The sequence below is a fragment of the Marinobacter maritimus genome (assembly GCF_007671675.1).
Taxonomy (GTDB): domain Bacteria; phylum Pseudomonadota; class Gammaproteobacteria; order Pseudomonadales; family Oleiphilaceae; genus Marinobacter; species Marinobacter maritimus.
The window spans coordinates 1,069,908-1,081,963 of sequence record NZ_VCGW01000002.1 but is presented as its reverse complement, the minus strand read 5'-3'; the positions used below and the strand labels follow the sequence as shown (position 1 = coordinate 1,081,963).

Annotated in this window: 11 protein-coding genes and 1 pseudogene; 6 read left to right on the top strand and 6 right to left on the bottom strand. The window is 55.7% G+C overall.

Annotated elements, in window-relative coordinates; all coding sequences use genetic code 11:
- Positions 1-135: 135 nt before the first annotated feature.
- The 3 genes and pseudogenes from FFI90_RS12195 to FFI90_RS12185 form a co-directional block, all read right to left on the bottom strand.
- Positions 136-456, bottom strand: a pseudogene (locus FFI90_RS12195) (DUF3010 family protein); the annotation flags it as partial.
- Positions 457-476: 20 nt separating this feature from the next.
- Positions 477-821 (bottom strand): PBPRA1643 family SWIM/SEC-C metal-binding motif protein, encoded by a 345-nt coding sequence (locus FFI90_RS12190; RefSeq protein WP_144778258.1) that lies wholly within the window; start codon positions 819-821, stop codon positions 477-479.
- A 122-nt stretch (positions 822-943) separates the two neighbouring features.
- The gene (locus FFI90_RS12185; protein WP_144778257.1) at positions 944-1,540 is read right to left on the bottom strand and encodes a pyridoxamine 5'-phosphate oxidase family protein; all 597 of its coding nucleotides are present in this window, start codon (positions 1,538-1,540) and stop codon (positions 944-946) included.
- 92 nt (positions 1,541-1,632) lie between these two features.
- On the opposite strand from FFI90_RS12185, the gene pdxR reads away from it, so the two are divergent.
- Positions 1,633-3,060, top strand: a complete 1,428-nt coding sequence (gene pdxR, locus FFI90_RS12180) for a MocR-like pyridoxine biosynthesis transcription factor PdxR (protein ID WP_144778256.1) — start codon at positions 1,633-1,635, stop codon at positions 3,058-3,060.
- Between the two features lie 138 nt (positions 3,061-3,198).
- Entirely contained in the window at positions 3,199-4,341 is a 1,143-nt protein-coding gene (locus FFI90_RS12175; protein ID WP_144778255.1) for a cytochrome P450, read from the top strand.
- Here the strand turns inward: FFI90_RS12175 and FFI90_RS12170 are convergent.
- The 3 genes from FFI90_RS12170 to FFI90_RS12160 all read right to left on the bottom strand — a co-directional run bounded on the left by FFI90_RS12170 (position 4,333) and on the right by FFI90_RS12160 (position 7,259).
- Positions 4,333-4,701, bottom strand: a complete 369-nt coding sequence (locus FFI90_RS12170; protein ID WP_144778254.1) for a hypothetical protein — start codon at positions 4,699-4,701, stop codon at positions 4,333-4,335. The two genes, FFI90_RS12175 and FFI90_RS12170, sit on opposite strands and share 9 nt — an antisense overlap.
- Positions 4,702-4,717: 16 nt before the next feature.
- Positions 4,718-5,596, bottom strand: a complete 879-nt coding sequence (locus FFI90_RS12165; protein WP_144778253.1) for an alpha/beta fold hydrolase — start codon at positions 5,594-5,596, stop codon at positions 4,718-4,720.
- A gap of 190 nt (positions 5,597-5,786) precedes the next feature.
- A complete protein-coding gene (locus tag FFI90_RS12160; RefSeq protein ID WP_246123518.1) occupies positions 5,787-7,259 on the bottom strand; it encodes a DASS family sodium-coupled anion symporter in 1,473 nt (490 codons plus the stop codon).
- Positions 7,260-7,464: 205 nt separating this feature from the next.
- On the opposite strand from FFI90_RS12160, the gene FFI90_RS12155 reads away from it, so the two are divergent.
- The 4 genes from FFI90_RS12155 to FFI90_RS12140 all read left to right on the top strand — a co-directional run bounded on the left by FFI90_RS12155 (position 7,465) and on the right by FFI90_RS12140 (position 12,055).
- On the top strand, positions 7,465-8,961 hold the full coding sequence (locus tag FFI90_RS12155; protein WP_144778252.1) for a M17 family metallopeptidase: 1,497 nt from the start codon (positions 7,465-7,467) through the stop codon (positions 8,959-8,961).
- 82 nt (positions 8,962-9,043) lie between these two features.
- Entirely contained in the window at positions 9,044-10,051 is a 1,008-nt protein-coding gene (locus tag FFI90_RS12150; protein WP_144778251.1) for a zinc-dependent alcohol dehydrogenase family protein, read from the top strand.
- Positions 10,052-10,170: 119 nt separating this feature from the next.
- A complete protein-coding gene (locus FFI90_RS12145) occupies positions 10,171-10,791 on the top strand; it encodes a flavin reductase family protein (protein WP_144778250.1) in 621 nt (206 codons plus the stop codon).
- A 55-nt stretch (positions 10,792-10,846) separates the two neighbouring features.
- Complete coding sequence (locus tag FFI90_RS12140) at positions 10,847-12,055, top strand: MFS transporter (RefSeq protein WP_144778249.1); 1,209 nt, start codon at positions 10,847-10,849, stop codon at positions 12,053-12,055.
- Position 12,056: the final 1 nt, after the last annotated feature.

Below are 12,056 nucleotides of genomic sequence, written 5' to 3'. Positions count from 1 at the left end.
TAATCGGCTATTACAGTGCGCTGCGACCGCACAAATACAACGGCGGATTGCCGCCGAACGTGGCCGAACAGGCCTACTGGAAAACTCAAAAGATGGTGGCCTAAAACACTTGACCACTACAGCAAGTGTCGATTTGATGGTCGCAGGTGAGAGCAGAGAAACCTCTACATCCGCTACCGACATCAACTGAATAGCTGCCTCCAGCTTGAAGCTGATCGCACCACCGGCAAACTTGCCTTTGGGCATGCGTTCTTTGATCGCAACCTTCTTAACGCCGTTTTCCATCACAAACTCTGCAAACGACGCCTGAAACTGCTGCAGGTCTTCACGCGTATGATTTTTCTTGAGCGTAATTTTACGAATCTTGCTGGCCGGCAGGCTGAACTGCCCCGTGCCCTTGTTCAGAAGACACACAACGGCATCACTGCCACTCAACTCAACACCACAAATAAGCATGGGCATTCCTTTTCTGTGGATCAGCCACAGCACTTCTTGAATTTCAGACCACTGCCGCAGCTGCAAGGGTCGTTTCTTGAAGGCGTTTTGGCCTGAGTAATGGTTCCGCCCTTATTCAGAATAGCGGTAAGCTCTGCAACAGACTCGACGGCGCCCTCTCGGATATCAAGTGTGATATCCGCATGCAATTGAGCCTCTGCCACCAGCGCCTCAACCTCTTGCTGGCGGGCCTCGCTGGTCACTACAAGTTTCAAGGGGTGCTTTTTACTACCACTTTTTTGACTGGCGTTGGTCTGGAAGCCGCCATAGGCCGTGTGATGCTGGCGTGCATCCTGCCGGCCTTTAAAGAAAAATTTATCAGACATGCTGGAATCCTGACGAATTAATAGAGGGGCCGGCTGTTTGTAAACATGCACGCCACCCGGACGGCCATCTTTTAGCATGCTTGCGAGATTCGTTATATAGCGGATTGGAGAAATACTCTAACCTAGACCGCTTGCGTGCCATGCCACACAGGTATCGCCATATCTTCAGGCTCTTCACTGGGGCCACCGGTGCGGCTCTTGAACGCACCCTCTTCAATCGGCACACGGAACAAGGCCGTCGCTTTACGCTCTTTGGCGTTGGGCGAGCGAACCTGATCCCACCGCCCCGGCGCGAGCTGGTTAATAATAGATTTGAAGGCCTCGTCGAAGGCGACCTCATCCACCACTCGCTGGGCCTTCCCGAACAGCACTAGCGATGAGTAGTTTGCGCTGTGATGGTACGCGGACTTACTCATAACCCATTCTTCTGTCACTGCAAACGAGATACACAGGTGTGTACCGGATTCCAGTTGCTTGCACAACCGACCTCCGCTCAAGGCATGCAGATAAAGATCATCCCCCAAGCGCCAGGCTGTAAGAGGAATAATTCTGGGCTCACCGTCTTCCACAAACGCCACATGGCCCGTCTTTAACCGGTCAATCAAGGCGTAGGCCTCCGCGCGCTCATAGCTCGCACGTTGAGCGGCACGCTTCACCCGACTGCGGGGGCAACACGTAAGTGGAGATGCGGCGACAAGATCGGTTTCCTTGTTGGCCATAACAGGCTCCTTTAATAATGTAACCGCTATTAAAGAAAACATCTGATACCATCAAAAGATCCAGATCATGATTTCTTGTAGGGCCAGTTAAGGTGATTGACGATATCCGGCTGGATTCAGCCACACCCCTGCAACAGCAACTCTACCGGCAACTGTCGCAAAGGATCATCGACCAGCGTTATTTACCCGGCAGTCAACTGCCCTCGAGCCGACAGCTTGCAGCAGATCTTGGCGTGAGCAGGAATACGGTCAATGCTGTGTACGACCAGCTGAAAGCGGAGGGCTTTCTGCAAAGCCGCGCTGGTAAAGGTGTCTTCATAAATGAGGATATTTGCGCCGCCCTGAACCAGCCGACACAAGCGTTCACGCGCACTCCAGGCAACACTGCGCCTTTACCGCCCCTGCCTGTGGTGCCCCGACATAATCTGCGGCTCAGCGAGGACGCCAACCTGCCCTTCCAACCTGGGCTACCAGACCTCGACGCTTTTCCTATTCGTAGCTGGAACCGAATCCTGCATCATCAGGAAAGCCGCAGACTGCTCAGAGGGTACGACTGCATTCAGGGCTATCAGCCGCTTAGGCAAGCCATCGCAGGCTATGTGCAAGCCTCCCGCGGCGTGCGCTGTAAAGAGCACCAGATCATTATCACCAACGGGGCCCAACAGGCCTTGTCTCTGATTGCAGACGTTCTCCTGCAACCTGGCGACCGGATATTCTGTGAGAACCCGGGTTACCGGGGTGCCCGTTATGCGTTGAGCCGCCACGGCAATCCTCTGCTGCCAATACCACTGAGAGGCCAGGTGCTGGATGTAGACGTACTCGCCGATATGGGCCCCGCCAAACTGCTTTTCTGCACACCCACGCATCAGTACCCCATGGGCGGCATCCTCGACATTGCCCAACGCATGGCGCTGGTTCAGTGGGCACAGCGCAATCAGACCTGGATTATCGAAGACGATTACGACAGCGAGTTTCATTTCCACAACAAACCCTTCGCCGCCATTCAGGGGTTGTTCGACAACACGCCCGTTCTGTACGTTGGAAGCTTCAGCAAAACTCTGCTTCCCGGGCTCAGGATCGGTTATCTGATTGTGCCTGAACCCATGGTGGAGGCGTTCCTGTGGGCGAAGCGAGTTACCGGTGGGGAAACGCCGTTGCTTCCCCAGGCGACCATATCCGAATTCATCGAGAGCGGTCAGTTTGCCCGCCACCTGCGCCGCATGAGACAGCTCTACCGGGAGAAATGGACGTATTTCCAGAAGCTCGTATTGGAAGAATTGGGCGGGCTGGTCACACCCGTGGCAGAGAGTGCGGGCATGCACCTGGTTCTTGAGGGCGACTTCGACGATCTCGACCTCAGCCAACAACTCAGGGCCAAGGGCTTTGGCAGCACGCCGTTGAGCGCACATTTCATCGGCGAGACAACCCGAACCGGACTGGTGATGGGTTTTGCCAGTGCCAGCGAGCCTCAGATAGCAGCGGGGGTCTCGGCACTAAAGTCACTCCTGCTGAGAAACTGACTATATATGGCTACCGACCCCACCCCGACCTGCTATGGATAGCGCAAATCCCGGTCAATCTTGTTCTTTCGCAATGTTGATTTGAGCAGCTCCAGTTATGCTACGCAGGCAACGTATTGTGATGGCAAAGGAGTCAACATGACAGACCACATGCCGGATGACCTGTCCGCAGCCGGCCGTGACTTGAGGGCTTACACCGATGAGCTGCGCCCGAAACATCCTGTCGTGCGAAATACCAAGGGGGAATGGGTGCTGCTCCGGCACGCTGACGTTCTTGCCGCAGCGCAGGATCACGAGCGGTTCTCGAGCCAGGTCTCTCGCCACCTGCACGTACCTAACGGTCTCGATGGCGAAGAGCATACCCGTTTCCGGGAAGTAATCGAGCGACATCTCAGCTCCGACGCGCTGGAGCCGTTTATACCCGTCTTCAAGCAAGTCTCTGCTCAGCTGGTGGCGGAGCTGCCAAAAGGCGTGGTGCTGGACGCGGTAAATGACATCGGCGCTGTGTTTGCGGTGCGTGCCCAATGCGCATGGCTGGGCTGGCCAACCGAACTGGAATCGCAGCTGTTGGCCTGGATGAAACAGAACCACGTCGCCACGCGCTCCGGTGACCCCGCCCGGACAGCGGAGGTAGCCGCACAGTTCGATGAGATCATCCATTCGGTTATACAACCGCGACTGGCAGCCGGCAACAAGGCGCCCGACGATCTGACCACAAGACTGTGCCGGGAGACGGTGAATGGCCGCCAACTCTCGGAGCCCGAGGTGGTTTCCATACTGCGCAACTGGACCGGCGGCGACCTGGGGTCTATTGCACTATGTGTTGGCGTACTCATAGCCCATGTAGCTCAGCAGCCGGGGCTTGTGGAGCAACTGAGAGCAGCCGCTGATAATGAGGTGGAAGCGATCATTGATGAAGTGCTGCGCATGGACAACCCGTTTGTTTCCAACCGACGCGTCACCACCTGCCCCGTTCTTATTGCTGGCCGGGATATTCCGACTGGTGCCCGCATCAAACTGAACTGGACCTCCGCAAACCGCGACGAGAGCGTCTTCGGCAACAACGGCCTCGATCCTGAGCGAAATGCCGCAAACAACCTCGTTTACGGAACGGGAAAACATGTTTGCCCAGGCAGACTGCTGGCCACATGGGAGTTGCGAATCGCGCTACAGACCTTGCTGGCCTCGGTAAAAGCCATTGAGCTGGTGCCGGGCCAACCGCCAGAGCGGGAGGTGGCACCAGTCGGTGGGTATCATCGGGTGCCCGTGGTGCTAGCCTAGCGCGTTCGGCACAAGACAATTAATCAACGTAATCGAAACATCCCGAAAAACCGCATCCGAGGCCACAACGCTCGGAAAGCGGTCATACACTCCGCGCCGACAAGTTGAAGTGCGCGCTTCTGCGCTCTTGACGCAGCTGGAATGGGCCTCGGCACCCACTGCCTGGCCGGTAGCTTGTTCACAAAGCGAGGGCACTTGCGTAATCACCCAGTCCACGGTTGTACTCAGCGTTGCGGGATTCGACTTCAGGTTGGTAAACCGGCTTGCGTCCACCGCCTGCGGCTGTTCGCGGGTTTGATCCCATAGCACGAACAGCAGTGCAGCTGAAACCAGAGTGACAGTAACTATGGGAAATTTCATTCGAGTTATTGACACCCTATTTCACCGCCGGATCAGATTGAAAAAAGCCATTGATATGCCCGGCCACCTCTTCCGGCATCTCCTCATGCACAAAATGTCCCGCTTTCACCTGAACTACCTGAATATTCTCAAAGCAATCCTCAATGTGGTTCAGGTATTCAGGGATGATCACATGGTCCCGGTTGCCATAAATGTAGATACTCGGCATAGACCAAACGTGTTCGGCGAGGGTCGTCCAGCGTTTGGCATCATTGTTGAAAGTGCGATAATAATTGGCTGCTGAGGCCGGCGTGTCAGGGATGGAATACATACGCACGTATTCAGCAATGGCATCTTCCGGAACAGGGCGCACTGCACCTCTCAAAAAGTACCGGAGCCAGATTTCTTCATTTCCGGGGATCATCGCTTCGGCCATTCCGGGCGCTTGTTGGAAATGTTGGTACCAGTATGTGGCCCCGCCGCTCGATCGCACCTTTTCAGCAACCTCCATGTTACCTTTCAGGTTGTTGATCACTGCAATGTTCATGATCCCCAACCGGGTAACCCGCGCCGGGATCGCCAGAGCAACTTCCTGTGCAACGATACCACCCCAGTCGTGCCCCACTAGCTGAAATCGTTCTATACCAAGAGCATCCAGCATGCTGATAACATCCTGCGCAAGCTCTGCTTTGTGATAGTGCTTCTTACCGACCGTACGCTCGCTGTCTCCCAGCCCGCGTAGGTCCGGCGCTATGATGTGGAAGCCAGCGCCCAGATAACGACTGACATGTTCCCAGGAGTAGGAGCTTTCTGGCCAGCCATGAATCATTACCAGTGGAGTTCCACCAGCACCGGTGTCCCGGTAGGTAAAACAACCTCGGGACGTAGACAGTTCTCGGGGGGCGCTTAAAATCATAGAGCTGGTGATTCCTTGTTATCATTGTCAGGAGGCTGAGTGCCAGCGGCATACTGTGGACCAACCAGCCCACAGGTGCCTGACAGTAGGATAAACTACGGCTGAATCTGCTCAAAGTAACCCGTTAAGCGGTAATTGTTGGCAGCCGCAGTTTCCAGCACGTCAACGCATGCTCGACTGCAAGCACAACTCACCAGTAGCCCAATAGCTTCCACCAGAGACCACCCACCACAATCCAGATGATCAGATTAACAAGGCTCATCACAAACCCGGCTTTCCACCATTCACTCAGGCTCACGTAACCGGAGCCGAAGATAACCGGCGATGTGCCAGTGGCGTAATGGGTCAGCGTCATCATGATGGAGGACGTGGCGGCCATCATCAGCACAAAGGCCATGGGCGGTGCGCCAAGGCCCAGGCCAACCACAAGAAAGGCCCCCATCATCGCTGTGATGTGGGCCGTGGTGCTGGCAAAGAAGTAGTGCGAATACAGAAACACCAGAACAAGGAGTGCGGTCGAGGCGGGCCAAGCCAGGCCGGTGCTGACTATCCCCTCCTGAATGGCGCCAGAGAACCAGTCAATCACGCCCAGTTCGTTCAACTGGGTTGCCATCATCACCAGTGCACCGAACCAGACCAGCGTATCCCAGGCGCTTTTCTCGGATAGCGCATCCTTCCAGGTCAATACGCCGGTGACCAACAGAATCGACAGCCCGACAAAAGCAGTGGTAGTTGCATTCAACTTGTACGAGGCCCCGAAAATCCAGGCCGGTATGTCCGCCCAAAGCAGCAGCAGAACCACGAACACTCCCAGCATGATGCCTTCATCACGGGTCAGTTTGCCCAGCCGTTCCAGACGCTCACGGGCAAAACTGACGGCATCAGGTGTGGCCTTGATCTCTGGTGGATACATTAAATAGATCATCAGTGGCATCAGCGCGATGGCAACAAGTCCAGGCAGCAACATGGCAAGAGCCCAGGTCGTCCAGCTCAAGCTGATCGCAGAACCGGTGGCATCGGCAATCAGTTTGACCGTCAGTGGGTTGGGCGCAGTGGCCGTAATAAACATTGCGGAAGTGATAGGGTTGGCGTGGTAATTCACCAGGGCCAGATATTTGCCAATTTTGTTCGTATTCTCATTATCTGGAGTACAGCCATAGCTCTGGGCGATGGACAGCATGATAGGATGAATAATTGCGCCACCACGAGCAGTGTTACTGGGAGTAACCGGTGCAATCACCAGTTCCGAAAGAGCCAGACCATAACCAATACCAATGGTTCTTTTGCCAAAGATTGCGATAAAGTAGTAGCCAATGCGCTCGCCCAATCCGGTTTTTATTAACCCTCGGGAAATCATGATCGCTATCGCTATCAGCCAGATCAGCGAATTATTAAAACTGCCCAACGCATCGCGAATGGCCGTGCCGGGGTTGTCGCTGGTAACGCCGCTAACGGCTACCACTGTAATCGCAACAATCGAAATAGCGCCAATTGGCATAGCCTTGCCAATGATGGCAGCAATCGTTGCCACGAATATGGCCAGCATCAGCCAGCCCTGGGCAGAAACACCTTCCGGCGTGGGGATAAACCAGATTGCAATCCCTATGGCAATCGCAACAAGTGCAGGCAACAGATTGAAATCAGATTTGGAAGAGGGCTTCACGAACGTTCCTTGGGTGATGTTTGAAAATGACTCCATTCCTGTCAGGCGAAGGGTCCGGATAGAGCCGAAAGGAGTCATCACAGGCTAATCCCATATGTGCACCTCTGCAAACAATCCAGGTTCAGAACCGAAAGATGCCATTGCCCAGACTTAAAACAGCTATCCTTGGCCAAGTGCGTAATTAAATCCTTTTGGAGTACGCTCGATGATAAAACCTGAACTCCCGAAATTTCCGACGCTAAAACTGGATGTGAACCAGCGCATACCGGCCTCCTGGGACTTCGACATCGGAGTGAGCCTTATACTTTTGGTGCCTGAAGCAGACCACAGTGTCCTGACCAAGTCTCCCTGGGCGGACTTCCTTAAGTACCGTCTTGCCGATTTTCCGGCGGAATCCAATCCCATAGTAATTTCAGGCCCCAAAGGAACTCACACTGCTATAGCCTTTGTGAAGGAGGATGTCAGCGGATTCAAAGCTCTGAGCCAGGCGCGCAAACTGGTCGCCCCCCTGTTGGCTGAACGCACCCGGGGGATCAATGTAATATCGCTGCTTGGCAAGGCAAAGGTAGCCTGCGTTATGGCAGAAGCCTTGGTATCCGCAGCCTTTGCAGCACTTTTTCAACTTCCGAAAATTTCTGACGAAACCGCTGACAAACCTCTGCTGGCAGCCATGAACTTCTTCGGCGCATTCGATGGGGCTGACTTTCGCTACGCCAAGGCCACTGCTGAAGGCAATAACCTGGCCCGCTGGCTGACCCACCTGCCGGGGAATTACCTGACACCCGCGATTTATCGCGATTTCGCCGAAGCACTGGCTGCTGCCGAAGGCTGGGAAGTCGAGTTTTACGATCTGGGCCGGCTGGAACAACTCAAAGCGGGGGCTTTTTTATCCGTAGTTGAAGCCAGCCCTACCCGTGACGCCGGCATACTGCGGCTGAGTTACCGGCCCAAGGGTTCCGTAGAACAGCCGCTGGCCCTGGTCGGCAAAGGCATATGCTTCGACACAGGCGGTAGCAATCTCAAGGTAAGCGGCAGCATGTTGGGCATGCACGGCGACATGCAAGGCAGCGCTGTGGCGCTTGGGACTATGCTCGCCCTGACACGCCTCTCATTTCCCCATCCTGTGGACTGCTGGATGGCTCTGGCGGAAAACCATATCGGCCCCAAGGCGGTCAAGTGCAATGACGTCATTACCGCGCTGAATGGCACCACAATTGAGTTGATAAACACCGATGCCGAAGGTCGCATGGTGCTGGCCGACACCCTGGCCCTGGCCTGCCGCGAAAAGCCAAGAGCCATCCTCGATTACGCCACCCTGACCGGTGCCGTAATCTCGGCTTTGGGCCAGCGTATGGCCGGCGCAATCACCAACCGGCGACAGTGGGTGGAACCTATCATCCAGGCCGGGGAGCACTGCGGGGAGCGGGTCTGGCCCTTCCCCTATGAAGACGATTACGACGAAGATCTCAAATCTGATGTTGCTGATACGCTCCAATGTCGGACAGCAGGAGCAGGCGATCACATCTATGCGGCGCGTTTTCTTGGCAGTTTCGTGGAAAAGGACATTGACTGGGTTCACGTAGACATGGCCTCGAGCGGAACCCACAAAGGTGGCCTCGCGCACATTCCCACCGATCTTCAGGGCTTCGGCGTGCGCTTTGGCGTCGAATGGCTAAGCCGTATTGCCCAGGAGTCTCGGTAAACCCACAGGTCGGCTTGCCCTGCAACAACGTAATCTGTATGAAAATTCCATACAGAGACTGAGATAACTGGAGGCCATTGAAATGAAGCGCATTACTCTTTCCAAACCGGGCGGACTGGACCAACTGCACCTGGATGACGCCTCGCCGCCAGGCGAGCCGGGACCGGGGGAGATGCGCGTGCGCATCCATGCCTGCTCCCTTAACTTCCACGACTACGCGGTAGTTGCCGGAGCCATCCCGACTGAAAACAACCGCATCCCCATGGCCGATGGCGCCGGTGTTGTGGAAGCCGTCGGCCATGGCGTCACCGAATTCAGGGTTGGTGATCGCGTAGTGTCAACCTTCTTTCCCCAGTGGCTGAATGGGCCCGCGCCCATTGATAATTTCACTACCACTCCTGGCGATGGACAGGATGGTTACGCACGTGAGCAGGTGATCCGACCGACAAACTGGTTTACCCACGCGCCGAAGGGCTACAACCACGCCGAAGCTTCCACACTCACCACCGCCGGCCTGACTGCCTGGCGTGCATTGGTCATCAACGGAGGCCTGAAAGCCGGCGATACCGTCCTGACCTTGGGTACCGGTGGCGTGTCCATCTTTGCACTGCAATTTGCAAAAATGATGGGCGCACAAGTGATTTCCACTTCGTCCTCGGACCAGAAGCTGGAACGGCTCAGAGAGCTGGGTGCAGACCACACCATCAACTACAAAACGACACCGGCTTGGGGCGAGAAGGTCCAAAAACTGACCAATGGACAGGGGGTCGACCATGTCATTGAGGTTGGTGGCCCCGGCACACTGCCAGAATCCATTGATGCCGTGCGCATTGGTGGTCACATCTCGCTGATAGGCGTTCTTACCGGTCGGGCTGGCGATGTGCCAACCGCAAAACTGATGGCCAAACAGGCCCGCCTGCAGGGCCTGATTGTAGGCAGCCGGGCTCACCAGCAAGAGATGATTCGGGCGATCGAAGCCAACAACATGCACCCGATCCTTGATCGGTCCTTTGCACTGGAAGATATTGCTGATGCTTTCCGGCATGAGGAATCCGGCAAGCACTTCGGCAAAATCTACCTGGAGTTCTGACCCGGGCCAGCGAGAACAAACCCCGATGCTGTCACCACCTACCGTACAGCCGTTGGGCCAACGGGTTTATGGATTAAAAAACTCAATTAATGCCTTTGCAGCCACTTAAAGAGCGCTTTATGCCAGAAGATATCCATTTTTACGAACCCGCCAATGGCCACGGGCTGGCCCATGACCCATTCAACGCCCTGGTGGCGCCGCGCCCGATTGGGTGGATATCATCCAGAAGCCGTGACGGTGTGCTTAACCTGGCACCTTACAGCTTCTTCAATGCCTTCAATTACCATCCTCCCATCGTCGGATTCTCCAGCATTGGCTACAAGGACTCTGTCCGCAATGCCGAAGATACCGGTGAGTTCTGCTGGAACCTGGTGACGCGCTCACTCAGTGAGGCTATGAACAAAACCTGCGCCGCGGTAGGGCCGGAAGTTGATGAGTTCGCCCTCTCAGGCCTTACGCCAAAGCCCTCCCGGGTTATCTCGGTGCCGCACGTAGCGGAAAGCCCGGTAACCCTGGAGTGCCGGGTTACCCAGGTGCTCCAGCTTGCGGGCGCCGATGGGCAGAAAGTGGACACCTGGATGGTATTTGGTGAGGTGGTCGGTGTGCATATCGCGCAACACCTGCTTATAGATGGAATCTACGATACTGCTGCGGCAGAACCGGTAATGCGAGGCGGCGGACCAGCCGATTACTTTACAGTGGACGGATCACAAAAATTTCAGATGTATCGACCTGGTTAGATCCATGTAAACCAGAGACGGGCAAAGTAAGCCGGGAGACCTTAACCAGACCATCATGCACTCATCAACTAGCCACATAGATCCTCGCAGTCTATCAACAGTTCTGGCTTTTCTCGGCGCTGCCTTCGCGTTCAGCGTGGTGATGATCGGTACTACCATGCCGACTCCGCTCTACCCGATTTATCAGGATGCCTTCGGGTTTTCCCAGTTAATGATCACTATTATCTTCGCGGCGTACGCGTTCGGTGTAATTGCCGCACTGGTGACCACCGGGCGCTGGTCCGATCAGCTGGGCCGCAGGCCGCTGCTACTGGGTGGCCTGATGTGTTCGATTATCAGTGATCTGGTGTTCTGGCAAGCCGATGGGCTGGCGATGATACTTGCAGGCCGTGTACTTTCCGGCCTCTCCGCCGGCATTTTTACCGGTACCGCGACCGTGGCGGTGTTGGAGCTGGCTCCGCCACACTGGCGTGAGCGGGCAACGTTTATTGCCACCGCCGTGAATATGGGTGGGCTCGGCCTTGGGCCTATGCTGGCGGGTGCCCTTTCGCAATACCTGCCCTCGCCGCTGGCACTAACCTATTTGATACACATCGCGCTTGCCACGCTGGCTCTCATCTGTGTTTGGTGGGCACCAGAAACCGTAAAAAAGCCAACGCATCCCAAGCTTTCACTACAGCGCCTGAATGTGCCCGCCGAAGTTCGTGGCGTGTTTGTGCCCGCTGCCATTGCGGGTTTCGCGGGTTTTGCGGTGTGTGGTTTTTTCACCTCGATTGCGCCGGCAATGATGGGCAACGTGCTGGGTTATGATAATCGGCTACTGATCGGTTTTGTCGCAGGCAGCATCTTTATTGCCTCGACACTCGGCCAGCTTTTGCAGGGCAAATTGCCACTGCACCTGCGTTTACCAATAGGGTGCGCTACGCTCGTTGCTGGCGTTACGCCGGTAGCGCTCGGTATCCATGTGCAGTCGCTCGCCCTGTTCATGGCGGGCGCGGTTATCGCAGGCATGGGTCAGGGCATTGCCTTTCGCGCTGGCATGGGCGCCATTGCTGCGGCCAGCCCGCCAGCAGAGCGCGCGGCTGTCACCTCAACCTTTTTTACTGTGGCCTACATCGCCATCTCAGTACCGGTGATTGGCATCGGCTTAATGGCCAGCATGCTTAGCCTTAAAACAACCGGCGTGATCTTCTCCGTCTTCGTAGGCCTTATGGCAGCGCTGGCACTGTTTATTCTGCTAAGGCGTGGCCGCCATACAGATTGAT

Coding starts and splice junctions, on each gene's coding strand:
- FFI90_RS12190 (WP_144778258.1), bottom strand. CDS start 821: ATGTCTGATAAATTTTTCTTTAAAGGCCGGCAGGATGCACGCCAGCAT.
- FFI90_RS12150 (WP_144778251.1), top strand. CDS start 9,044: ATGAAGCGCATTACTCTTTCCAAACCGGGCGGACTGGACCAACTGCAC.
- FFI90_RS12145 (WP_144778250.1), top strand. CDS start 10,171: ATGCCAGAAGATATCCATTTTTACGAACCCGCCAATGGCCACGGGCTG.
- FFI90_RS12170 (WP_144778254.1), bottom strand. CDS start 4,701: ATGAAATTTCCCATAGTTACTGTCACTCTGGTTTCAGCTGCACTGCTG.
- FFI90_RS12185 (WP_144778257.1), bottom strand. CDS start 1,540: ATGGCCAACAAGGAAACCGATCTTGTCGCCGCATCTCCACTTACGTGT.
- FFI90_RS12175 (WP_144778255.1), top strand. CDS start 3,199: ATGACAGACCACATGCCGGATGACCTGTCCGCAGCCGGCCGTGACTTG.
- FFI90_RS12140 (WP_144778249.1), top strand. CDS start 10,847: ATGCACTCATCAACTAGCCACATAGATCCTCGCAGTCTATCAACAGTT.
- FFI90_RS12155 (WP_144778252.1), top strand. CDS start 7,465: ATGATAAAACCTGAACTCCCGAAATTTCCGACGCTAAAACTGGATGTG.
- FFI90_RS12165 (WP_144778253.1), bottom strand. CDS start 5,596: ATGATTTTAAGCGCCCCCCGAGAACTGTCTACGTCCCGAGGTTGTTTT.